Source organism: Rhizobium sp. BK060, from assembly GCF_014193145.1.
Taxonomy (GTDB): Bacteria; Pseudomonadota; Alphaproteobacteria; order Rhizobiales; family Rhizobiaceae; genus Rhizobium.
In genome coordinates, this window is sequence record NZ_JACHYW010000032.1 from 30,398 (window position 1) to 54,155 (window position 23,758).

Consider the following 23,758-nt stretch of genomic DNA (forward strand, 5'->3'; position numbering starts at 1 on the left):
CTTTTGCGGTTCAACCGCTCCATCCCGGCACGCTGTCGGCACCGGATCTCCAGTTTAGATTATAACTTCCAGTGGATGTAATTAATGCGGATCAAAAAATAGTGCCGATTTTCGTGGCGATCGCCCCTGCAAGAACACGATGGGCGTCGCTATCGAGATGGATACCGTCGATAGCACTCGACTCCACCAACTCCCCAGCGTCCATGAAGTGAACATCGTTCCTTTGCGCGGCGTCGCGTATAAGCGCGCCGAGGCGCTGCGATTTCGCGGCTCCGCCCGTGAACATCTCTCCGAAGCGCCCGATCTCCGCGATGGGGGAGGGGGCGACGACGAGTATGGCAGGCGACGCTCCGCCGTTGCCGGCCTGACTGGCTTTAATCGACCGGACGAGGCATTCGATTCCGTCGGCGATATCGCCGGCAGTGACCGAAAATCGATGCTTCAGGTCGTTGGTTCCCAGCATTAGGACGACCAGATCCAAAGGAATATGCGACTCGAGGCAAATGGACAGCGCCTTTAAGCCGTTCTTGTTTGCGCCTTCTATCGGGTCGTCGTGGACCGTGGTGCGGCCAGGGTGACCTTCCTCAATTATGTCCCAGCTAGGTCCCAACGCCCGCGCGAGAAGCCCAGGCCATCGGCGATCGTATGAAAATCGCTGACCACCCTGGCGGGCCAAGGATGGGACCGCTCCATAAGTATTCGAGTCGCCAAAACACATGCACGTACGTCTGCTCACTGAATTCCTCCCACAGTCCAACAGCAAGCGTCGTACCACATGTCAGTTAGACCGTGCAATTACTTCCAGTGGAGGGATTTAATAATTTTATTGCGACCGGCGTGTTGTACTGGTAGCTCTCTCTGGGTTAATTGGCGATCTGACACCGGGGCTAGCTTGACAGGGAACAGCTTCTACAGCGTTGACGTTGACGCGACGATCCGTAGCGGGGGCAGCACTCAGGCCGAAACTCGTATGTACAATGAGCGGTTGGTGCTGTCGCTCGTTCGGCGGCATATCAGACTCTCCAAGGTGGAGCTTACGCGGCTGACCAGTTTGGCGCCTCAAACGATTACCACAATCGTGAACCGAATGGCAGATCAAGGGCTGCTGACACGGCTGACGCCCCTTCGGAACAAGCTTGGGCAGCCGTCCACGCCTTACTCGTTGGCGCATGACGGAGCCTACTCGTTTGGCCTCAGCATCAGCCGAAATATGGCGGCCGCCGCCTTGGTGAATTTTTTGGGCGAGCCGCTGGATTTCGAAACGACGACATTTGAATTTCCGACACCTGCAGGCGTGATGAATTTTGCAAAGAGCTTCATCGAGAACGTGAGTCGCAAACGTCGAGGGTTGATCTCGGGCAAAGTTGCAGGGCTTGGGATAGCCTCGCCGTTCTACCTTAAGAATTGGGCGGGCCTCGACGATGCGAGGGGTTCGGTGCTCGAGGAATGGCGGCGCATAGACATCCGCGCGGAGCTTGATCCGTTATTTGAATGGCCCGTTTACCTCTACAATGACGCGATCGTCTCGGCGGCGGCCGAATTGATATTCGGCGCGGGACTAGGGATTAACGACTTCGTATACGCCTACATCGGCCAAGAGGTCGGAGGCGCCGTGGTACTGGACCATCATGTGTTTCCAGGGAGCGGCAAACTTGCTGGATCGCTCGGAAGCATGCCCGTGTTGCTCGAGGGAAAGGATGGATGCCAGGTCTCGACCCTCGGTGAGGTAGGCTCGTTGAGTGGGTTCAGCCGAACGCTTGGGCTCGCTCCCGAATCTCTCTTGGACGATGATGTCTGGTTAAGGGGAGGTGAGGCATTGGATCTCTGGATTGACGCCGTCTCCACAGGTCTCGCGCACGTCGCACGAAGCATCGTCGCTCTACTGGATGTCGACAACCTCTTCGTTGATGGGTCTTTTCCCGTCCACGTTCGGAAAGGAATCGCGCGAGAGACGCGTAGGAAGCTGATGCCGTTCGTGTTCGAGCGGCAGAACTCGTTTTCCGTCATGGAAGGCAGCTTCGGGAAAAATGCGCCTACCATCGGGGCGGCGAGCATTGCTCTTCTCGTCAAATATTCGAACGGCAAGGACGTGCTGTTCAAGGACTGATTGGGACGCAGAGGCGATCGTTGAGGGTCGCCGGCAGCGCGTAAAAAAAGACCTTGCAGAAAAACGTTTTTCTGATAGATCTGCCTTCGGGAAACTAGGGAGGCATCATGAGCCGCAATATCGTACTTGTAGATCCGCTGCCGCGGACGCTCGAACTCATCATGGAACCTGGCGTGCGATCGAGGCTGGGGAAGCTGGGTGACGTCGTCATTTCAGAAGACCGACAGATGCCGCCCGAGCAGGTCGAGGCGCTTCTGCCCGATACAGTCTTGATCTTCGGTCAGACTGATATGCCGAGAGAGCGGCTGGACCGCGCACCAAAGCTCAAGGCCATCATCAATGTTGAGTCCAACTTCATGCCCAACATCGACTACCAGGCCTGCGTGGAGCGAGGCATCTGGGTCATTACGCCGGCGTCGGCCTTTGCGTCACCCGTTGCCGAGGCGGCGCTGGGAATGGCGCTTGATCTCGCGCGGGGTCTTACGGCGGCCGACCGCGAATTCCGCGCCGGAACTGAGCAATACGGTTTGGCCGGAAACGATGGCGTGTTCCGGTTTGCCGGAGCCTCGGTCGGAATCATCGGCTTCGGCGACCTCGGCAAGAACCTGCGCGACTTGATCCGCCCATTTAAAAACGCGGTGCGGGTATTCGATCCTTGGCTTCCAACTGAAATCATTGAACGCCACGATTGCATCCCTGGCACGTTGGACGAGGTGCTCGCTCAAAGTCGCGTCGTCTTCGTATTCGCGAGCGTCACCAGTGAAAACGAGGGGTTCATCGGTCCACGGGAGTTCGGCCTGATGCAGCCGGGTTCGGCGTTTCTGTTGATGAGCCGCGCCGCCGTTGTCGATTTTCCGGCGATGCTCGACGCCGTCAGGTCTGGTCACATAAGGGCGGCCACAGACGTCTTTCCCACGGAACCCGTAGGCGCCGACGACCCCGTCCGCGCAATTCCGGGCCTTCTGTTGTCCGCGCATCGCACGGGCGGCACACGCGACGCCTTCTACGAGATCGGCTCCATGGCGGTTGCAGACGCCGAGCTGATCATGAAGGGCTTGCCGCCACAGCTATGCCGGCGCGCTGACCCTGCGACGGCGAGCAGGCTTCGTTCCAAGCCGGTGGCCATCTCCTGACATCCGCAATGCGGCACAGGACGCCGTAGTGGAAAAACGATTTTCTGAACGCGAGGGAATGGTCTCTCGAGCTCGGCGCGACTGCCGGGAATGCGGCCCTGTGCCGTTCATTAGGAGGAGAATGAAAATGAAACACAGTAAAGTCATGTTGGCCGCGGCAGCGTTGGCGGCGTCGGTGGTGTTCGGAGCCCAAGCCCAGGCGGCCGACTATGCTGTTATCCTGAAAACCCTTGCCAATCCTTTTTGGCAAAGTGTCGAGAAGGGCGCCAAGACAAAGGCTGCCGAACTCGGGGTTGAGGTCGACGTCTTCGCCTCTCCAAATGAAGAAGACACTCAGGCCCAATTGCAATTGTTCGAAGACGTGTCGACCCGTGGATACAAAGGCGTCGTGTTCGCGCCGATCTCTCCTGTCAATCTGGTGCAGCCGGCCGCCACGGCCTACAAATCCGGAATCGCGCTCGTCAATATAGGTGAGCAGATCGATGTCGCCGGCCTAAAACAGGCGGGAGGAAACATCGAGGCGTTTGTGACGACCGACAACAAGACGATCGGAAAAAAGGGCGCCGACTTCATCATTGATAAGCTTGGATCGGCAGGCGGTGAAGTTGCGATCGTGGAGGGAAAACCGGGCGTATCGTCCGGCGAGGAGCGAAAGGCGGGAGCTGCCGAAACATTGTCCGCCGCATCCGGCGTCAAACTTGTGGCGAGCCAGCCTGCCGACTGGGACCGTCTGAAGGCCTTGGATGTGGCAGCAAACATCCTGCAGTCGTCACCCGATTTGAAGGCCTTCTACTGCGCAAACGACTCGATGGCGCTCGGCGTGGTCCAGGCAGTGCAAAACGCCGGGCGGGCGGGACAAGTCATCGTCGTGGGTACGGATGGAGTACCCGAAGCGCTGGACTCGGTAGCAGCCGGCCGTCTTACCGCAACCGTGGCTCAGGACCCCGAGAAAATGGGTGCTGACGGCCTGGCCCTGGTCGTCGAGACCGCCAAGAGCGGGAAGCTAATCGACGTCGGGTCGGATGCTAAGCAGGTCGCCGTCGATTCCATCCTCGTCACCAAATGACCTTTGTCCGCCGCAGCACTCGCGCGGCGGACCGTTTCACCGGGAGGACGGTTTTATGACGTCAGACAATCAGCAAAAAACGACGCCCATCGTCCGGATGCGTGGGATTGAAAAATCCTTCGGTGGGATCCGCGCGCTGAAGGGCGTGGATCTCGACATCTACGCCGGCGAGGTTCACGTCGTGCTTGGAGAAAACGGCGCCGGCAAATCGACCTTGATGAAGGTCCTATCCGGAATTCATGCGCCGACTGCCGGCGAGATCGCGATCGACGGCGAAACGCACGCGCATCTGACGCCGGCGCAGGCGACTGCTGCTGGTGTCTCGATCATCTATCAGGAACTCAGCGTGATCAATGAACTGTCGGCGCTAGAGAACCTGTTCGTTGGTCGCCTGCCGGTCCGACGTCGGTTTCTCTTGCCGATGATCGACTGGTCGGCGATGGAGAAGCATGCACACACCATTCTCGACAAGCTGGGCCTCGATGTTGACCTCAGCCGCCCGGTCGCTGAGTTTCCGATCGCCCATCGGCAGATCCTCGAAATCGCCAAATCCCTCATGGGAGACGTCCGAGTTCTCGTCATGGATGAGCCGACGTCCTCATTGACCAAAGTCGAAGTCGACAGGCTGCTCGCTCTCGTCCGGCAACTCCGGGACGAGGGCATGGCGGTTCTGTTCATCTCGCACAAGTTCGACGAAGTCCGCGCCATCGGCGACCGCTTCTCTGTGTTGAAAGACGGAATGTCCAACGGTACAGGGCCGATCGCCGACTATAGCAACGACGACCTGATCCGGATGATGGTGGGAAGGGTTGTTCAGCAAAAGTTTCTGTCGGCGAAGCCGATCGATCGATCGAAAGCACCGGTCCTGACCGTCAGTGGGGTGACTTCGGCGGACCGGACGCGCGTTCGCGATGTCAGTTTCGAAGTCCACCACGGAGAGGTTTTCGGCTTTGCCGGGCTGATAGGCTCAGGTCGCACGGAGTTGATGAATTGTTTGTTCGGCGCGGAAAAACGCGCCAGCGGTACCATCGTCCTGAATGGCAAGGACATCACCCCGAAGTCGCCGCTTCACGCCTTGAAGAGCGGAATGGCCTACATCACCGAAAGCCGCCGCCAGACCGGCTTCATGCCAAATTTCACCATCCTGGAAAACACCGCCGTTTCGTCGCGCGTCAAGCGAGCGCCGCTGCGTGGAGCCTGGGGTCTCGTATCGTCCAAGGAAGATCGGGCGCTCGCAGAGACGGAGGCGAGGCGCTTGGCGGTGAAATCACGATCGGTGGATCAGCTCATCACTGAGCTGTCGGGGGGCAACCAACAAAAGGTGCTGATCGGTAAATGGATGGCGACGCAACCCGATGTCTTCATTTTTGATGAGCCCACCCGCGGCATCGATGTCGGCGCGAAAGCCGAGATCTACGCAATCATTCGAAAACTTGCAGATGAAGGGAAGGCCGTGATCGTCGTGTCGTCCGAGCTTCCGGAAGTTCTGTCGGTTTGTGATCGAATAGCTGTTTTCCGTGCAGGCAGCATCGCCAGCCTGGTGGATGGCGCAACAGCGACCGAAGAGACGCTTCTGCAATACGCAATTGGAGGAATTGCCCAATGAGCCGCCTTGAAAAATTCTGGGAGACCTATGGAACTCTCTGCATTCTTATCGTCATTCTGGTGCTTTTCAGCTTCCTCTCTCCTGCGTACTTCCTGCGACGAGACAATTTCGTGCAGATCGTGCTACAGAGTTCGATCACTATTCTTTTGGCGCTCGGAGAGTTTTTCCCGATCCTGATCGCTGGTATCGACCTTTCGATCGGTTCGATCCTCGCACTTGCCGGCATTGTTACAGGCAAGCTCCTTGTGGCGGGTTTTGATCCAGTCGCCGCGGTGCTCGTTGGTGGCGCTGGGGTTGGGCTTGTTCTCGGGGCCATCAACGGCCTACTTGTAAACTTCACCGGCCTCCACCCATTCATCATTACGCTTGGTACCAATGCCATCTTTCGTGGCGTGACCTTGATCGTGTCGGGCGCGAGCCCGGTGTTCGGCTTCCCGTACAGCTTCACGAACACATTTGCGGGATCGATATTCTTCGTTCCGGTCCCCATCCTTGTCGCACTCTCGATGGCATTGATACTTTGGTGGGTGACACGGCAGACGAAGCTTGGACGTAATATTTACGCGCTGGGTGGAAACAAGGAGGCGGCCTTTTTCTCGGGGATCGACGTCAAGTTTCACACCCTCGTCGTCTTCATGATCTCTGGTCTCTGCGCGGGACTTGCCGGCGTCCTCAGCACCGCGCGCCTGGGTGCCGCAGAGCCTGCGGCGGGAACAGGTTTCGAGACCTTTGCCATCGCCTCCGCGATCATTGGTGGCACCAGCTTCTTTGGCGGCAAGGGACGCATCCCGTCCGTCGTCATCGGTGGCCTGATTATCGGGACCATCAGCAATGGATTGAACCTTCTTCGCGTGCCCACCTTCTACCAGCTAGTAGTCATGGGCGGCTTGATTATCATAGCGGTTTCGCTTGACCGGCTGGTGGGATCACGGCGATAGCTGCGGCGCGTGGATTGAAGCGAGACCCTCACACGCTATGATGAGCCGAAACAGCAACGGACGTAGCGAGAATGACGAAATCGAAAGGCGCCGGCGGAACCAACAAGGTTCCGACCATTCGAGAGGTGGCGGCGCTGGCAGGCGTCGCACCCGGAACGGTCTCGAATGTCCTGACGGGAAAAAAGCTCGTTGCGGAGCCTCTGAAAAAGGCGGTCCTTGATGCGATCGCAAAGCTAGACTATCGCCCCAACCATCTGGCCTCCAGCCTCCGCTTCGGAAAGACCAGATCGGTCGGCGTGGTGGTTCCCGATATGACCAACCCATTCTTTTCCGGGTTGGTTCGTGAACTCGAAGGCCGGGCCGCAGCCGATGGCTTCCAGATACTATTGATGAGCAGTCATGAAGAGGTTGGAGAAGAAGTGGAGCGAATCAAGGCGCTTGTGTCCCGTCAGGTTGACGGCTTGATCGTGGCGCCAAGCCGGGACGCGATCGCGTCGTCGCCGCAATCCATGATCAGTGGAATACCAACAGTTCTAATCGACCGCGCTTTCGGCGTTGAAGGCTTCGACACGGTTTCCGCCGACAACGAGGCTGCCACGTTTATGGGCGCGCAACACCTGATCGACCTCGGCCACCAGGACATCACATTCCTTGCAACGGCGCCGGGACTTGCGAACATCGAGGAACGTATTGCTGGATATATGCGGGCGATGGAGGAGGCTGGCCGAGGCAGATCGGCCAGCGTGATCTATGGCGGGCTGACCATCGAGAGCTGCCGAAGCGCCATCGAACAGGAGCTTCGTCGGGCTGACAGACCGACTGCAATCTTTGCATCGGCTTATGTCGCCACGCTTGGGGCCGCGAAGGCAATCAGAGCGGTGGATCTTGCATTTCCAAAGGACGTTTCTCTCTTGGGGTTCGATGATTCTGACTGGATGACGGTTCTGAGACCGTACGTCAGCACAATAGAACAGCCGTTATCCGATCTCAGCGAGGCCTGCTGGTCGTTGCTGGTGCGACGAATGTCCAAGACAGACGTCGCTGCCGAGCATCGACGAGTGACCTGCGCCTTGAGAGCTCGTGAATCGACCTGCCGGCTTCGTGTCCCGAAGGGAAGAACATCCGGCGCTCGAATGTAAGCAAGCAGGTAGGTTCTTCAAGAAACCACAGATGACAACTTAAGGAACGCCGGCTCGCGGGGCCGGCGACGGCAAAGTCGTGCTCAAAGAAAGGAACTTCCATGAAACGAATTCAGCTAGGAATGGTCGGCGGGGGACAAGGCTCGTTCATTGGTGGCGTGCACCGGATCGCGTCGCGTATCGATGGTTTGTTTGACGTCGCGGCTGGGGTATTTTCCTCCGATAGTGGGCGAAACAAGGCGTCGGGCGCGGAAATCGGCGTCGAGCCTGATCGCGTTTATGAGAACGTGGAGGCGATGCTCGCCGCGGAGAGCCTGCGCTCGGACGCCATAGAGGCCGTCGTCATAGCCACGCCCAACCATCTCCATTTCTCGGCCGCGAAGGCCTGCCTTGAGGCTGGCCTCCATGTAATCTGCGACAAGCCTGTCACGTCCTCTCTGGCCGATTCTATCGAGCTGAAGCAGATCGTGGAGACAAGCGGCAGGTTGTTCGTTCTCACGCACAACTATACGGGCTACCCGATGGTCCGCCAGATGCGGGACATGATTCTTGCAGGCGAGATCGGCGATCTGCGCGTCCTGCACGCGGAGTATGTGCAGGACTGGTTGACGGAGCCGATGGAGACAAGGGGTGCAAAGGGCGCCGAATGGCGGACCGATCCCGCCCGTTCGGGCGCAGGTGGTTCGATCGGCGACATCGGCACGCATGCCTATAATCTGGCGGCGTTTGTAACGGGTGCATACCCGAAAGAACTGCTGGCGGACCTCTCCTCGTTCGTCGCCGGCCGGACACTCGACGACAACGCGTCTGTGTTGCTTCGTTATGAAAGTGGCGCGAAGGGAATGCTATGGGCCAGCCAGGTGGCCGTGGGCAACGAGAACCACTTTACGCTTCGCGTCTATGGCTCAAAGGGAGGCCTGGAATGGGAACAGGAAGATCCGAACCGACTTTGGTTCACGCGGTATGGCCAGCCGAAGCAACTTCTTACCCGCGGAGGAGCAGGCGGAACCTCCGGCAACTCCAGTTCCATCCGTATCCCAGCAGGACATCCGGAAGGATTCCTTGAAGCGTTTGCGAACGTTTACCGAGCTGCCGCCCAGGCCATGACTGGTTCGTCTGACGTCGGGGACGGAGGTGTCCCGTCAGTGTTATATCCCACGATAGCGGATGGAGTACGCGGTCTTGAGTTCATCGAAGCCTGCGTGCGTTCTAGCGAAGGCGGGAATGATTGGGTAGCGCTCTGAGCTCGGAAACGGCTATCGCCGTTTGACTTTACCCAACCTAAACTCACCCCTCCTGGAAAGAGAGGGGTGAGTGACGGGCATTGGGCCAGGGAACTCTTCGGTCTCGCTACGCGACGTCGATATGGCCAGCGAACCAGTCCAGCACGAGTTGTGGGTTCCGACCGAAGTAGTTGTATCCTTCGAAACGCTTGTCGGTGTCCTCGATCCAGAACAGTCTTTTGTCCTTGGAGGAGATCGTGTCGTAGATCTCCTGGACGTTGGATTGCTTCGTTAGAAAGTCCCTCCGCACTTGCGAGACGAGCGTCGGAACTGTGACTGACTTGGCATATTCCATTAGCCAGACGTCAGCGAGGTGATAGCCGGTCCGCTTGTGAAATGCCGCGTCGAAAAGTTCGACGCCATTGGCGATTTTCTGGTTTTCAACGGCGGTCTGAACAAACACGGCGGGGGACACCGGCTGCAAGGCGATCATCGCCTTGATGTAGGTAAACTCTTCCGGATGTCTGTGCATGCCCACGATCGTCGAATTGGCGCCCAGGCAACGACTGTAGAGGGCCGTCTTCATATCCTTAGTGTCGGGCCGCGATTTGGCGTACCGCAACGATCCGATCACGTCACGATATTCGAGGACGCCGTGGCCATTGACGCCGCCGCTGCCTGTGCCGCTACGACCATGGTTGCGCATGTCGTAGGTGATGATGTTATAGCCCGCATCATGCAGGATCTTGTATTCCGGCAGGAAGTTTACCTCGAACCCGCCGAAGTTTGTCCAAGGCTCCAAATGCCCCGGATATCCGTAGCGGTTGCAAGGCATGGGATGATTGAAGATCAGCAACTTGTCCGTCTTCGCCGGAATAAACCAGCCTTCGATGGTCACCCCATCCATTGCCGGGAAAAAGATCTCCTCATATTCCATGCCGTACTCGTTCGGCCAGCGTAGAATAGGCGTACGGGTTGAATGTGCCATCAAATCGGCCATGCCGTTGATGAACTCTTCGGATTTTGCGTCTGTCACGATTGCACCTGTCGTCGCTTGATTGTCGGCAGATTGAGCAGTTGCAGATGTCGCGGCCATAATTGGGAGGGTGGCGAGCGCTGCGCCGGCCTTCAGAATCTGTCGGCGGCTGTTTGAAGTGCCGCCTTCGTGCCCGACGGTCGTGTCGCTTTGGTTGCCCATATCAGGTTCCTCGATGGGTTGAGACGTAGATGTCATTGCTTTTCGAGATACAGATGTCCCCCTTTGGGCGACATCTGGATCGTTTGCCGTCACTGTTTGGGAGGAACAAAGCCTTCGGTGATGATGACCGAGCCTTCGGTCGAGGCGACGCGGAACTTCCGCGCTGCCGTGTATTCCGGCGAATTGTAGAAACGCTGGGCTTCTGCCACGCTCGGGAACTCCGCGATCGCGATGACCTTCTTTGGTTTACCTTCGACAGCGGTCGAATTCAGATTGAAGACGATGATCTTGCCGCCGAATTTCGGCGCCAGCGGTCCTGCTTCTTCCATGTACTTCTTGTAGCCAGCTTCATCATTAATCGTGTAGTTGGCAATCATGTAGCCGGGGGCTTGCGATTCCTGCGCGTACGCGGTCGCAGATGAGGCAAGCGCGATGGCAGCGGCTGCGCCGAGAACGATCTTCTTCATGGATCTAAGGTCTCCTTTGGTTGGGATGAGGGTTACTGGGTCGAGCCGTCGGTCGACCGCGACAGTGATTCATGGGTGCGCATGTCGCGGAGGCGCTCCTCGATACCGGGCATGATCATGGCGAGTGCGTCCGTCCCGGCGACGAACGTCTTCGGTGGATTCTTCATGGCTGCGATCGTCGCTATTGCCTCACCGAGCTTGTCGGGATCGCCCGGCTGCACCCCATGGTAAGGTGCCCAGGTTGCCTGTGATGTCGGTTCGCCAGCGTAGTCTTCGATGCCGCTCTGAGGGACATAACGGACGTTCTGCCCGTCCAGCAGATCGGTGCGGAATGCTCCGGGTTCGACGGTGGTGAATTTGATGCCAAACCGTTCGACCTCGATCCCGACCGAAAGCGCGAGTCCTTCGATTGCGAATTTGGTCGCCGAATAGGCGCCGCAGTGTTGGAGGCCAATCACGCCGGCGGCGGCGCCGATGTTGATGATGTGCCCCGAGCGCTGTTCCCGCATGACTGGAAGCACAGCACGCACCACATGCACGACGCCATAGAAGTTGGTGGCGAACTGAGCCTCGATTTCCGGCAGGGTCGTCTCTTCGAAGTTGCCGAGCAGACAGTAGCCGGCATTGTTAACGGCGACGTCGATGCTGCCGAACCGGGCCACGGCTTCTCCGACCGCGGATTTGACCTCTGCTTCTTGGGTGACATCCAGCGGGACGAGAGCCAGATTGTCGCTGGCGACGTCGTGAAGCGCATCACGCGCCTTGGCGAGGTTTCGCGATGTCCCGACAACCCGGTCGCCAGCCAGCAACGCTGCTCGGGCGATGCCGGCGCCGATGCCGCTGCTGACGCCCGTTATGAACCAAACTTTACTCACTCTTAACTCCCTGTTTTGATCGACAGGAAGATAAAGTGGGTCAGTCTGTTTGATTAGAGTGCATAATTAGCATGAAGCTAGAAATGGGGCAGATAAATATGGCCGGACTCAATTGCTGCTGTGGGCAAGCCTTCCGCGGCGGCTCTTCCAGAGATCCACCATCCTCAGGCTGTAATGGGCGACAAGCGCGTACAGCCCGACGATCGCCACATGATGCAGCAGAAATTGACCTGCAGCGGTCTCGAAATCCCAGAAATTAAGGTTCGGCTCCATAAGCAGCTTTGACCTGACGTCGATGACGAACAGGCCACGAACGCCATAAGCGGCGAGAAGAATCGCCGCGCCCCGCAGCAAGAAAGTGCGGCTCCGACTCTCGCTCTTGATGCCCACCCATCCGTTCACGATCCTCATGATCCTGGACCATTGCAGACCCAGGTGCAGCGCGCCGATGAACAGTACAAGATAAGCCACGAGGGCATGGATCTGGCGCGCAGTGAACGTACTGCGCAAAGGTAGGAAGCTGAAAATCGTCTGGGAGATCATCACGCTGGTAACAAGCAGAGCCAGTATCGCCACTAAGAGCGAGAGATTGATCGTCTTGACGAGGATGGCACGAGGCTCGCGCGGGCTCTTGGCGATGGTACTGAACCAGCGCCGGTTAAAGATGTTGTGGCTTACGAGCAGCACGAACATGACGGTCCCGAAGATCTCGTGCACCGCGTTGCCAAGCCAGTCGTAGGCCATGGCGGCCACCAGTAAGCTGACCGCCATGAAATCGAGCGCCAGGCGAAACAGAAAGAAAGGTGTCAAGGCAGGTAGGCCTGCATTCTGTCGAGAGTGTACATGAAATCATTGTCGGCCTGAGAGCCGTGGCAAGACTGGCAGCGCTCGGCGAACGCGCTGCGTCGGACATTCTTGTTGACGTCGAACTCTTGGAAGTGCCAATCGCCAGTGCGCTCGTCTTCCGGAAAGCCCTTCCCCCAGTCGACGCCTTTCTCCATCACGAAATAGCCGGTCAACTTGTAGTCCTTCCAGATTCCGAGCACGAGATGTGTACCGGGTGGCAGTGGTTTGCCCGACTTGGCGATTGCTATGGTTTCAGGAGTTGCAAAGGCTTCTTCCTTCGAGGAGCCGCGGTCGTAGTTCCCATAGAGAACGAACTCGTTGAAGTTTTTTGGGAAGGTTGCCCGGTTTCCAACTGCCTGCGCCATTGCCTGCCCGCCAAAAAGGCTGGAGGTGGCGACCGTAACGACCAAACCAAGTATGGCAGCGCTCAGCGATCTGGCATTTCGACGTCTGGCTGTAAGCATTTAGCATCCTCTCGTTTGCTGGTCAGGCGGGACTTTGACCAAAGCATTCGGAGTTAGGCTATCCGGGTGCACCTCATCAAATTAGACGTCTTTATTTGCATGAGCTTAGAAACCGAGCTTCTAAATTGGCGCACTTGCGCTAGCTGCATCGCGCGACCAGTCTCCAGGACATCGTCCTAACAGGGCGGCACGTGGTCCCTCCAGCGCGCCTCATTCATAAATGACATTTCTAACTTCATGCAGATTATTCCATCTAATCTGTGATACTCGCACGGTATATTCCTTCAGGAGTTGCTTGGATCGGTTGATCGCCGTGGCGGCGCCCGCGAACACCTGTCCTGTTGACGATTACCGCGCGCACTCCGCTGTCGAATGCAGCACCCGATATCTGCCGCTCCATGAGCGGTGGGTTTTAAGTCGAAAAGGAAAATCAAATGACCGAGAAAAAGGTATGGCTCATCACCGGTGCAGGCCGCGGAATGGGAATCGACATCGCCCAGAAAGCATTGGCTGCGGGGCACTCCGTTGTCGCGACCGGGCGCAGTGCTGAAAAAGTCCTACAGGCGATTGGCGCGCACGAGAACCTGCTCACGGTGGCGCTTGACATTACCGACCCGAACGCGGCCGTCGCGGCCGCAAAGTCCGCAGTCGACCGGTTCGGTCGCATTGACGTTCTGGTCAACAACGCGGGCAACTTCTACGCCGGCTACTTTGAGAACATCAGCGCGGATCAGTTTCGGGCCCAGATGGAAACGAACTTCTTCGGCCCGCTGAACGTAACCCGTGCAATCCTCCCGGTCATGCGCCGCCAGCGTAGCGGCCAGGTGATCACGATCACCTCCACGGCCGGCCTCATCGGGCAGGAGTTCGTTGTCGCCTATGCAGCGTCGAAGTTTGCTCTCGAGGGATGGATGGAGTCGCTGCGCTACGACGTTGCGCCTTACGGCATCTGCACGATGTCTGTCGAACCTGGTTTCTTCCGCACTGAACTTTTGGTCGAGGAAGCTTCGATGATCTGGCCAGAACTGGAGATCGCTGACTACGCCGAACGTACGGCGCAAACGATCGCAGGCTGGAAGGGTATGCATGGCAAGCAGGGCGGTGACCCGGCGAAGCTCGCTGCGGCACTCGTGACATTGTCGGACGCCGGGGAACTGCCTCTACGCTTCGTCGCGGGTGCCGACGCCATGGCTGCGGTTGAGGCCAACCTGCAGACCGTCAAAGAGCAGATCGACGTTCATCGCGGTTTGTCGGCTTCGCTGGCCTTCGACGACGCCAATTAGTCAGCGCCGACCAACCGCTAGGTTGCCCCTGCGCCAGATGCCATGACGCAGGGTTCATATCCTGAGTGAGCATCATTGGTAAAAGGTCACGCTGGCCGATACTGGATCACGGCCCATTCGGGTGCTGTTGGCCAGCGCGCCCTCGTCTGGATAGCCAAACGAAATGCCGTAGAGCAGCTTCATGTCGCTTGAGATGTTGAGGACGTCACGGACTGTGTCCGCGAATAGACCAAGTACTGTCTGGGGGACACCCCCGAGACCACGGGCCGCCAATGACAGAAGGAACGTCTGACCATACATGCCTAGGTCGCCGGCGACACGCACGTTGTCGCCAACTACGGGCATAAAGAGCAACGCGACGTGCGGAGCGTTGAAAAAGGAAAAGTTTACGGCCGCGGCTTGCCGTCGGGCCACGTTATCGTCTCTCACGACGCCTAGGTTCTCGTAGTATATTTTCCCCTGTTCCCGCCGACGTTCGTCGTAGCGTCCCAAGAACGCTGTTTCGTCCCATGAGAAATCCGGGGAAAGTTTGCCAGCTCCGCTGGCGGCGTGAAGCGCGCGTGAGAGTTCGTCTCTCTTCTTGCCGCTGACAACGTGCACGTTCCACGGCTGGGTGTTGCAATTTGATGGTGCATGTTGCGCATCGACCAGTATCTGGCTGACGATCTCGTCTGGAACGACTGTCGGCAAAAAGGCTCGAAACGAGCGCCGCGCACGCACCACTTGTTCGAAAGACAGATTCGTATCGGTGGTGTCGCATTGTGTCTGCTTGGTTGGATTGTCCATGAAAAATTCTCCTGCGGACGTCGTCAGCCGGGAACGGTAATGACGCGCCTCCGGTAGCTTCTGCGATCGTACCAAGAAGTGATTGCATTTCTGGACGTGATCAATCGCGGTTGTCTGCAGGACATAGATGCACGTAGCGCTTTAATCGCCGCGCGATCAGGTTTGTTTTATGAAGGAGAAGCTTTGTCGACTTCCATTTTCCAGGGCTCGCAGATTGACGAGCTGGCGGCATTGTTGGCCGTTGCGGAGCAGGGCTCCTTCATTGCAGCCAGTCGAGTTCTGCAGCGTCACCAGACGATCGTATCCAAAAGGATCGCCGCACTTGAGCATCGTTTGGGAGTCCGTTTGCTGGAACGGACGACACGCAAAGTTCGGCTGACAGAGGCCGGCAAATGTCTTGCTGATCGTCTGCGCGTTGCTGCCGACGCTATTGCGGAGGCGGAGCAGGAGGCTTTGAGCGGGGCAACGGAGCTACGGGGCAAGCTGCGCTTGTCCTTGCCCGCGGCTATGGGTCGACTGTGGCTTGCATCCTCTTTGCCCGACTTCATGCGGCGCTATCCAAATCTGGAAGTGGAGGTCGACTACACGGAGCGTTGCGTCGATCTCGTTGGGGAGGGTTTTGATGCTGCCATTCGCGTTGGTGCGCTAGCAGATAGCCGGTTGATCGCAAGGAAGTTGGGAAACCATCGCATTGTTCTTGGCGCATCACCCGGTTATTGCGCGAATCATGGTTATCCAGGATCGCCCGTCGACTTGGCCCGACACAACGTCCTTGAATACACGGGGCCGGTTTCTTCGCCGGAGCTATGGCTGTCCAACGGGCATCGACGCGAATCCTTTGTGCCATGTGGGTCGTTTCGATCGAATGATATAACGGCTTTGCTCGAAGGGGCCCGCGAAGGAATCGGCATCGTCTGCGCTGGGGAATGGCTTATGGCGCGCGATTTCGCCGTGGGCTCGCTGGTACGAATCCTACAAAGCTGGGATTTTGAAGCGGGTGGGGGCGTCTATCTTGTCCGCCCTTCGGTTCATTATTCTGTTGCTCGCACAGAGGCATTTGCGACGTGGATCAGTGAACTGTTCGCATCTGGCTCGCCATGGGAATCGATTTTGCCGGAGGACAGTCGGTAAGGGCGCCGCGAACGATCATGCCGCTGACATCACTTCCCCTTGTAGCGTAACGCCTCCACAAGCAGGGCGAAGGCTGCCGTATGTTGTCGTCTGCTCGGATAGTAGAGGTGATACCCGGCGAACGGCGGACACCAATCTTCGAGCACGCGGATGAGACGCCCTTCGGCAATATGGCCGGCGACCTGGCTCTCGAACATGCATGCGAGACCCAGGCCGTCAAGCGCCGCCGCTTCCAGCATTTCCCCATCATTGAGAATGATCGGCCCGTTGACCCGGACCTCCAGCTCTTCGCCATCACGTTCGAATTCCCAGGCGAAGAGACCACCGCTTGAGGTCTGTCGATAGCTTGCGCAGAGGTGGTTGCCTAGGTCCCGTGGCGTCTGCGGCCTAGAGCGGTTCGCGAAGTAGCTAGGTGAACCAACCACTGCCATTCGCAGATCAGGACCCACTTTAACGGCTATCATGTCCTTCTGGACGCTCTCGCCCAAACGGATGCCCGCGTCGAAACGGCTCGCAACGATGTCGGTCAGCCCCTCATCGAGATTTATCTCGACCGAAATGTCCGGATACTCGGGCAGAAGAGTGGCCAGGACCGGCCAAAGCACAGTCTTAGCGGCGTGCCGGAACGTCGTGATGCGAACTGACCCGACAGGCTTGTCGTTGAGTGCAGTCAGTGCGGCGATTTCATTGTCGATATGATCGAAAGCTGGGCGAATGCTATGCAGCAGCCTTTCACCGGCGTCGGTGAGGGACAAGCTTCGCGTGGTCCGTGAGATCAATCTCACCTTTAAACGCTCCTCCAGCATTCGGACCGCATAACTGAGGGCGGACTGTGAAAGTCCAAGCTTTGCCGCAGCCCGCGTGAAACTGCCTTCTTCAGCAACCGCGATAAAGACGGCCAACTCACTGAAGTCACCTTTTCTCATTCATGCATCCCATTTCTAAACGTATGCAGATTATAATGGCTAATCAAACAGTCCGCCACGCACTATTTGTTTACCGGAAATTGGATCGGGCAGGCTATGCCGCAGTCTCAAAGTACGCCTTTGTGGATCGGAAGTGGTGAGCGTGGAAATAAGGCGAAGAACCGTCCTCTACGGCGTTGTCGCAATCGTCGGCCTCCTGGCTGTCGGTCAGATCGTGTCTGTCGTCGTGATCGACGCCCTGCAGCGATGGCAAAACAAGAAATTCGTCGCCGAGAATTATGCCTACCCTTCGGCCGGCGGCGACGTCTTGGTCGTCTACTTTTCTCGATCGGGGAATACTGAGATCATGGCCCAGGAGATAGCAAAAGCGGCGAGAGCAGACGTTGTTGAACTTGTCTCAGATGCCTACAGAATCGGATTTGTAGGGTGGGTGAACGCCTTGCGCGACGCCAGACGAAACGAGGCTACTATTTCGCCCGCGTCGATGGATCTCTCACCCTACCAGACCATTTACGTCGGTTCTCCGATCTGGCTTTACAGCCCCGCTCCTCCTATTTGGGAATTCATCAGCAGGAACGATTTTTCAGGAAAACGGGTTGTCCTGTTCAATTCGATGAACAGCAAGTTCGACCAGAAATACATAGACGACTTTGCGGAGTTGGTGAGGCGAAAGGGCGGTTCGTTCGATGGCCACATTTATGTCATCAGAGGCCGAATGACACAGCAAATGAGCACCGATGAGCTCCTGGATGAAACGCGCCGGCAGATCAACGCACTTCGAATTGCCCGATGATGCGGTTCGGGACCATTCAGAAGGTCTGTTTATGACTTCATGCGGACTGGCACCGCTAATCGCCCCCAGCGCGCTATGCTACGTTCCTTTAGGTCGGCTCACTGACGGACCGCGAACGATCGATGTCCCAGATACAGAAGACAGGAAGTTCTGCGATGGAACGGAAGCTCGCGACAATCGTTGCCGGTGATATCGTCGGCTACAGTCGGCTTATGGCTGAAAACGAAACGATGACATATTCGGAGCTGCGCTCCGTATTCAACGATTTGATCGAACCGATAGTTGGGGATCACGGCGGCCGGATCTTCAAGAACGGCGGCGACGGATTCCTGGCTGCATTCGCCAGCGTCAACGAGGCGCTTGATGCCTCTGTCGCCATTCAGAACGGCTTTGACGAACGCCCCTTTGAATTTCGCATTGGCGTCAATCTTGGCGATGTAATCGAAGACAATGGCGACATATACGGCGATGGCGTCAATGTCGCGTCACGTCTCGAAGCCATGGCGAAACCGGGTAGCATATTCGTGAGTGGCGCCGTGGTTCTTGGCGCCGGCCGCGGCCGCGGCGGTGAATTTGTCCGCGTTGGACGCCGAAGCGCAAAAAATATGCCGGTGGCGCTAGACGTATTTGCGATCAAGCGGGGGAGGACGCGCCGCTTTGGATGGAGTCGCCTAGCGGAGCTGGCACCGCACGTAAGTCCTCACCTCGCATACGCTTTTGGCGCAACTGGACTTGTGCTGATCGGATTAGCGATCCAGCCGGCACCACTTTCCGCAATGCTCGGACGCATTCCTGCCACGGTAGCCATGGTCGTGGATCCTGGACGAAGTGACCCGCGGCCGTCAGTGGCCGTGATGCCGTTCGACAATATGAGTGGCGAGGCCGCGCAAGCCTATTTTGCCGATGGTCTCACGGAAGACATCACCACGGAGCTTGCGCGAAACTCAGATCTTCAAGTGATAGCGCGCAATTCCACCTACGCGATGCGTGATCGGGCCACGGACGTTCGTAAGCTTGGCCAGGCACTCGGCGTTTCGTATGTGGTAGAGGGGAGTGCGCGACGCTTGGGTGACCAACTTCGCGTGGCAGCGCAGCTTATCGACGTGAACAGCGGTGCGCACCTCTGGTCCCGCAGTTACGACCGGCATGTCGAGGATGTCTTCTCAGTCGAAAGCGAGCTCACTTCAGAGATCGTGGCCCATCTGGTGTCTTACGTTCGTAAAACCGAAGTCTCCGAGGTGGCGAAGCGCCCTACAGCAAATCTACAGGCCTATGACCTGGTCCTCCAAGCTCGCGGCCGCTTCAAGCATGACAGGATGGATAAAGATGGTCTCCTGGCAGCGCGTGGCCTTTATCGGCGGGCATTGGAGCTCGATCCTGCCTATGCAGTCGCGCATGCTAATCTTGGCATGACCTATATCTTTGATTTAACGCAGAAGGTCACCGGCCAAACAGACGCAAGAGATCTTGAGATCGGCTTGAGTCAGGCGCGTGAGTCCATACGACTCGACCCTAACCTTGCTGCGGGATACCAAGTTGTCAGTTTTGGTCTCGCCGCCGCTGGCGACTATGCTGGTGGGTTGAAGGCCGCACAAAAGGCTGTCGAGCTTAATCCGAATGATCCAGACAGCATGATGGCTCTAGCAAAGGCCCAAGTTCGGTTTGGTGACTACGAAGGCGCGTTGACGAACGCCGAACGCGCGCGTCGTCTGCACCCCATGGCCCCTGCATACTATGCATACGTGTATGGACAGGCGCTTTACGCCGCGGGTCGTCGCGACGAAGCGGGAAACGTCATTCGCGAATGCCTTATCCTGGCGCCAGAAGATCCAAACTGCTTATTAATCCAGGCTGCGCTAGAAGCAGGGCGACAGGAGCTTGATAAGGCGCAAATGACTATGAGCAGCCTGAGACGAGCAAATCCATCATTTTCTCTTCAGGCAGAACGAGACTATCGCCGTTTTGGCGACACTGCTCTGATGGACCAATTTCTGGCTGAGCTCGCTCAAGCCAACGCCCCTGAAACCGTAGAGACCCAAGTGCCTTCCAGTCCGGATGAGCACCTCACCCTATATGCTTGAAGGCACCCTGGGGAGAGGCAGCAAGTAATCAGTCTTCATGTGTGGAAGTCAAATGATCTGCTTCCGAAAACCTCCTCATCGCAACGCCAGGGCCGTAGTCCTGCGTCGCATTCAGGAAAGCGATGCCTCGTTGTTCCAGAGCGCTTCGCACCTTGCTTATAGCGTCTACTAGAACGTTTCCGTCGCCCTATTCGATCCGTACGACGATTTGTCGGCTGACGCCGGCAATTTCGGAGAGCTCTTCCTGACTGAGGCCGCTAGGGCACAGCCGGCGCGCAGTGCGTGCATGATTTCAGGCAAGGAATCCATGGCGGCAATGTTGTTGTACTTCGTACAATTGTCAACAATTAGAAATGGGGGCCGAATCCTTCAGAACGGTCGCGCGTCGCCTATCAATGGTGGCCGGAAAAAGGGTACGTAAAGCTTCCCACCGCAGGTGATCAACCACGCTCCGCAGAGAAACAGCGACATGAGCGACGTGAAATATTTTGCCAACTATGCACCGCTCTCTTTCAGGGCTTCCAAGAGCTGCCAATCGCTGCGGGTTCATCGACTCCTTCAGGAAGATCGGTGAACCTTCTGGCGTCCTCGGGCCTTCTGCCAGGCTTGGTGGGATGAAGCATTTCATCGATCACCTCGTCCGCCGATGCGATGACGCCCACATCCTCCAATCCACGGAGCAGGCCCACGGTTGAGATCAGGTGGAGATTTGGTGGCCTGTTGAACACTCTCAGGCCAGCGTCCTCGAACAGGATCGCGACAGGTTCATTGGCCTTGAGATAGCGTTCAAGGCCTCCTTCGTCGGAGACGAAGTCGACCATTGCGAGTTCTCCGGCGTTCTTCTTGAGTTTTTGTCCAAGGCGCCGCTTTTGCCGTTCGGCCTCACCTATGTCTGTCTGCTCGATCACGAACGGTGGAGAGTTGCCATCGATGAAATCTTTGACTTCGGCATCTTTGAGGTAGGAAAGATCGCTGGTGAGTTCGTCGTAAACCGCATCGACAATGACAATCCGCATATCCAGTTCGAGCAGAAGATCAAGCCGATCGGCCACCCACAGGCTATTGATCGGACCCGCGTCAGGCAGGATGATCGTGCACCTCTTCATCCCATCCTCCAAAGCCTTACGAAGGTGGCAGCCTGGTTTTCTATTTCGTGTGCCGGAGGGAGCGGCATGGGAAGGTCGGCGTCTCCCAGCGCGACGAGCAGGTCGGCGTAGTCCCTCAGACCAAGGCGGCGAACAGCCTCTCGCCTTGAGAGCAGCCCTTTTGAGTAAGCCAGAAGCGGGTCTTCGTCGGAAATTTCCCTCTCCGGTTCAGTGATCGCTTCGAAATGCTCACGTACGATTGCGGTCATGGTTGTCCGATTTTGCGCGGCGTACGCTCTAACCCTAGCAACCAATTCATCTGGCAGATTCATGGTCGTGTTCTTCAACATCGAGCAACCCTCCGTTTCCTTCACATATATATGCGGATCGCATCCAAGTAACAAGAGTTGTGCCTTATTAAGTCTGCGATGATAACTTCGAGAAGGCGCGTCCGCCGGCAGCATGCGCGGTGTCGATGACAGATCCGAAAGCCTCGGCGACTACCAGCCGTGCCAGTTAAACAGGCCCAACTTGGTTGTGGAATAGCAGAACGCCGTGTTGGTTTTTCGAGTACTACAACTTGTGCGGATGCAATGTGTCCCGCTATCAACTCACATATACTCTTTTTGAGTAAGTTGGAGCCGAAGATGCTTGAGCATGAATACACTCATCTGGGTGGCATCAGTCGTTTGAATGTTGGGAGATGCTTGGGGGTGATATCCGCCACGGTATCAGCAGGCATCGTATTCGTTCTTTTGTGGTCTGTGAATGTCGCGCAGAGCATCGGACTACCAGTAAATCTTCCCCCGAGTGTATTATCACTCGTCGGGGCCGGCGTCGTCTTCAGTGTCCTTGCATGGATCCTTAGTCGGCATGCATGGAGTTGGCGAATAGGGCAAAGCCTGCTGCAGATTCCTGATCTCCGGGGAGACTGGATCTGTAAAGGTCACACGATCGAGACGAACTTAAATCCTACCTACGATTGGAGTGGCACGATCACGATCGTTCAATCGTGGGACAAAATCCGTATTCGCCTGAAGACAGACACCTCGGCGTCCAACAGCAAGAGCGCCGCGTTGATCAAGGATGAGGCGGATGGCTGGCGCCTTTTCTATAGCTACCGAAACGATCCAAAGATCGATCAGACCGAACTGCACACCCACAAAGGATTCGCTGAGATCCTTTTCAACAAGCATCTGACCGGCGGGGAGGGGGAGTATTTCAACGGGCACGGAAGGTACACATTCGGAACGATGAAACTGGAGAGGATCAAGAATGCCTAGGGATATCAGCAAACGCTTGACCCAACTCCATACCAGGCGATCCGGCATCGATCGGCTCGGACGTGTAGCTCAAGATGCAGCAGCCGAAGTCTTGAAGAAGAGCTATCTCGAGGAGGGATGGCAGAAGCGCGCAAAGGACCAGCCCTACACGCGGTATTGCCTCGGCGCGATGCAGGAGGTTGATAAAGACTACACGCGAATAAGCGTGGAAACTGCCGAGCGTGTCGGAAAGCAACTGCTGGAAGGGCTCCAAGCGCTCGACATTCCTGTCGAATTTCGCCTTCAAGGCTCTGTGCCGTTGAATGTCCACATCCGCGGGGTCAGCGACGTCGATCTGCTGACCCTGGAAACGAGTTTCCTCATCTATCAAAACAATGGACAAAAGGCGCAGTCTGGCGCCTACACCCCGACCAACAAATCGTCGTTAAGCGTGCTCTCCACTCTTCGAACGGAAGCTGAGAAAATTCTGAAGGTGAAATATCCTGCAGCCACGATCGATACCACGGGTGGCAAGGCTATTGCGGTCTCCGGCGGTTCTCTCCCCCGACCTGTCGATGTGGTTCCTTCCCACTGGTACGATACGGTGGACTATCAGGCGTCGGGGCTTGAGCGAGACCGAGGGGTTTACATACTCGACAAGAAGGTCCCAACAACGCTGTCGAATTACCCATTCCTTCACATCCACAGGATCAATCAGCAGGATATTGCTGCGGCAGCGGGACTAAAGAAAGCCATCCGGCTTTGCAAGAATGTCAAGAACGATGCAATTGAAGACGGCAAGAAGATCGTCTTTCCCAGTTTCGATATCGCCAGCACGATGTATCACTGCGATCTCGCTGGTCTAAGGGCGGGAGCGTACTATGAGCTTGCGGTTCTAGCCGAAACACAGCGGTTCCTCGATGAACTCTATCATAGTTCGGAGAAGGCCAAGTCTCTCTGGGTGCCGGACGGGTCCCGACGAATTTTCGATACCGACGAGAAATATGAAGGACTGCGGTCTCTATCGGTCGAGATGGACGATCTCGCCAAAGAAGTCGCTAAGGAGCAGAGCGCACTCTTGAAATACGGTGGCGAGCCATCGCTTGGAGACAGCCGCAGGGTTCTCAACGAGTCTTACATCCCAGTTTGAACTACGGACGTTTCCTGAACGGTTGGCGTGATAGCACGGGGTGACTCGGCTACCTTGGCGTGCCTCATGGATCTGGGCCTATACGCCATAGCAGAGCGCAACCGCGACCAACTCAGCTTCCTATGAGCATCATCATACGATGCCAGATAAGTTTCGTGGCTGGAGGATCAGGAGTTCGATGTCGTCGGTTCCGCCCGCC

General features: G+C 57.0%; 23 protein-coding genes. 13 read left to right on the forward strand and 10 right to left on the reverse strand.

Annotation, left to right across the window (positions count from 1 at the left end; genetic code table 11):
• Positions 1-91: 91 nt before the first annotated feature.
• On the reverse strand, positions 92-718 hold the full coding sequence (locus FHT71_RS26440) for an SGNH/GDSL hydrolase family protein (protein ID WP_210294298.1): 627 nt from the start codon (positions 716-718) through the stop codon (positions 92-94).
• 270 nt (positions 719-988) lie between these two features.
• Here FHT71_RS26440 and FHT71_RS26445 point away from each other — a divergent pair, with 270 nt between their 5' ends.
• The 7 genes from FHT71_RS26445 (at position 989) to FHT71_RS26475 (ending at position 9,233) form a co-directional block, all read left to right on the forward strand.
• Complete coding sequence (locus FHT71_RS26445; protein WP_348649325.1) at positions 989-2,107, forward strand: ROK family transcriptional regulator; 1,119 nt, start codon at positions 989-991, stop codon at positions 2,105-2,107.
• A gap of 107 nt (positions 2,108-2,214) precedes the next feature.
• Complete coding sequence (locus FHT71_RS26450) at positions 2,215-3,240, forward strand: hydroxyacid dehydrogenase (protein ID WP_183722766.1); 1,026 nt, start codon at positions 2,215-2,217, stop codon at positions 3,238-3,240.
• A gap of 127 nt (positions 3,241-3,367) precedes the next feature.
• Positions 3,368-4,306, forward strand: coding sequence for a D-allose transporter substrate-binding protein (alsB, locus tag FHT71_RS26455; RefSeq protein WP_210294299.1), 939 nt, complete (start codon positions 3,368-3,370; stop codon positions 4,304-4,306).
• A gap of 55 nt (positions 4,307-4,361) precedes the next feature.
• Positions 4,362-5,912, forward strand: coding sequence for an ATP-binding cassette domain-containing protein (locus FHT71_RS26460; protein WP_183722770.1), 1,551 nt, complete (start codon positions 4,362-4,364; stop codon positions 5,910-5,912).
• Positions 5,909-6,850 (forward strand): D-allose ABC transporter permease, encoded by a 942-nt coding sequence (alsC, locus tag FHT71_RS26465; protein WP_183722772.1) that lies wholly within the window; start codon positions 5,909-5,911, stop codon positions 6,848-6,850. Before FHT71_RS26460 ends, alsC begins: the two co-directional genes overlap by 4 nt.
• 71 nt (positions 6,851-6,921) lie before the next feature.
• Complete coding sequence (locus FHT71_RS26470; protein ID WP_183722774.1) at positions 6,922-7,989, forward strand: LacI family DNA-binding transcriptional regulator; 1,068 nt, start codon at positions 6,922-6,924, stop codon at positions 7,987-7,989.
• A gap of 101 nt (positions 7,990-8,090) precedes the next feature.
• Positions 8,091-9,233, forward strand: coding sequence for a Gfo/Idh/MocA family oxidoreductase (locus FHT71_RS26475; protein ID WP_183722776.1), 1,143 nt, complete (start codon positions 8,091-8,093; stop codon positions 9,231-9,233).
• Between the two features lie 106 nt (positions 9,234-9,339).
• Here FHT71_RS26475 and FHT71_RS26480 read toward each other — a convergent pair whose 3' ends face one another.
• The 5 genes from FHT71_RS26480 to FHT71_RS26500 form a co-directional block, all read right to left on the reverse strand.
• Positions 9,340-10,503, reverse strand: coding sequence for an alpha/beta hydrolase (locus FHT71_RS26480; protein ID WP_348649324.1), 1,164 nt, complete (start codon positions 10,501-10,503; stop codon positions 9,340-9,342).
• The gene (locus FHT71_RS26485; protein WP_183722778.1) at positions 10,500-10,877 is read right to left on the reverse strand and encodes a DUF1330 domain-containing protein; all 378 of its coding nucleotides are present in this window, start codon (positions 10,875-10,877) and stop codon (positions 10,500-10,502) included. Before FHT71_RS26485 ends, FHT71_RS26480 begins: the two co-directional genes overlap by 4 nt.
• Before the next feature lie 32 nt (positions 10,878-10,909).
• Positions 10,910-11,752 carry an SDR family NAD(P)-dependent oxidoreductase gene (locus tag FHT71_RS26490; protein WP_183722780.1) on the reverse strand — a complete coding sequence of 281 codons (843 nt, stop codon included), beginning with the start codon at positions 11,750-11,752 and terminating at the stop codon, positions 10,910-10,912.
• A gap of 108 nt (positions 11,753-11,860) precedes the next feature.
• A complete protein-coding gene (locus tag FHT71_RS26495; protein WP_246718100.1) occupies positions 11,861-12,523 on the reverse strand; it encodes a DUF4405 domain-containing protein in 663 nt (220 codons plus the stop codon).
• Positions 12,524-12,558: 35 nt separating this feature from the next.
• Positions 12,559-13,062: a cytochrome P460 family protein gene (locus FHT71_RS26500; protein ID WP_183722784.1), complete on the reverse strand. Its 504-nt coding sequence runs from the start codon at positions 13,060-13,062 to the stop codon at positions 12,559-12,561.
• Positions 13,063-13,496: 434 nt separating this feature from the next.
• On the opposite strand from FHT71_RS26500, the gene FHT71_RS26505 reads away from it, so the two are divergent.
• Complete coding sequence (locus FHT71_RS26505) at positions 13,497-14,345, forward strand: SDR family oxidoreductase (protein WP_183722786.1); 849 nt, start codon at positions 13,497-13,499, stop codon at positions 14,343-14,345.
• A gap of 72 nt (positions 14,346-14,417) precedes the next feature.
• Here the strand turns inward: FHT71_RS26505 and FHT71_RS26510 are convergent, their stop codons facing one another.
• A complete protein-coding gene (locus FHT71_RS26510) occupies positions 14,418-15,131 on the reverse strand; it encodes a nitroreductase (RefSeq protein ID WP_183722788.1) in 714 nt (237 codons plus the stop codon).
• A 183-nt stretch (positions 15,132-15,314) separates the two neighbouring features.
• Here FHT71_RS26510 and FHT71_RS26515 point away from each other — a divergent pair, with 183 nt between their 5' ends.
• Positions 15,315-16,262, forward strand: coding sequence for a LysR family transcriptional regulator (locus FHT71_RS26515; protein WP_210294300.1), 948 nt, complete (start codon positions 15,315-15,317; stop codon positions 16,260-16,262).
• A 29-nt stretch (positions 16,263-16,291) separates the two neighbouring features.
• Here the strand turns inward: FHT71_RS26515 and FHT71_RS26520 are convergent, their stop codons facing one another.
• On the reverse strand, positions 16,292-17,188 hold the full coding sequence (locus FHT71_RS26520; RefSeq protein ID WP_183722790.1) for a LysR family transcriptional regulator: 897 nt from the start codon (positions 17,186-17,188) through the stop codon (positions 16,292-16,294).
• Between the two features lie 214 nt (positions 17,189-17,402).
• On the opposite strand from FHT71_RS26520, the gene FHT71_RS26525 reads away from it, so the two are divergent.
• Together FHT71_RS26525 and FHT71_RS26530 are read left to right on the forward strand one after the other, a co-directional pair.
• Positions 17,403-17,981 (forward strand): flavodoxin, encoded by a 579-nt coding sequence (locus FHT71_RS26525; RefSeq protein ID WP_183722792.1) that lies wholly within the window; start codon positions 17,403-17,405, stop codon positions 17,979-17,981.
• Between the two features lie 155 nt (positions 17,982-18,136).
• The gene (locus tag FHT71_RS26530) at positions 18,137-20,062 is read left to right on the forward strand and encodes an adenylate/guanylate cyclase domain-containing protein (RefSeq protein WP_183722794.1); all 1,926 of its coding nucleotides are present in this window, start codon (positions 18,137-18,139) and stop codon (positions 20,060-20,062) included.
• 512 nt (positions 20,063-20,574) lie between these two features.
• Here FHT71_RS26530 and FHT71_RS26540 read toward each other — a convergent pair.
• Both FHT71_RS26540 and FHT71_RS26545 read right to left on the reverse strand, forming a co-directional pair.
• Positions 20,575-21,168, reverse strand: a complete 594-nt coding sequence (locus tag FHT71_RS26540; protein WP_183722796.1) for a hypothetical protein — start codon at positions 21,166-21,168, stop codon at positions 20,575-20,577.
• A complete protein-coding gene (locus FHT71_RS26545; protein WP_183722798.1) occupies positions 21,165-21,497 on the reverse strand; it encodes a hypothetical protein in 333 nt (110 codons plus the stop codon). The genes FHT71_RS26540 and FHT71_RS26545 overlap by 4 nt, the downstream gene beginning before the upstream one ends.
• 297 nt (positions 21,498-21,794) lie before the next feature.
• Here FHT71_RS26545 and FHT71_RS26550 point away from each other — a divergent pair, with 297 nt between their 5' ends.
• Both FHT71_RS26550 and FHT71_RS26555 read left to right on the forward strand, forming a co-directional pair.
• Positions 21,795-22,430 (forward strand): hypothetical protein, encoded by a 636-nt coding sequence (locus FHT71_RS26550; RefSeq protein ID WP_183722800.1) that lies wholly within the window; start codon positions 21,795-21,797, stop codon positions 22,428-22,430.
• A complete protein-coding gene (locus tag FHT71_RS26555; RefSeq protein ID WP_183722802.1) occupies positions 22,423-23,559 on the forward strand; it encodes a hypothetical protein in 1,137 nt (378 codons plus the stop codon). The genes FHT71_RS26550 and FHT71_RS26555 overlap by 8 nt, the downstream gene beginning before the upstream one ends.
• The last annotated feature ends 199 nt before the right edge of the window (positions 23,560-23,758 follow it).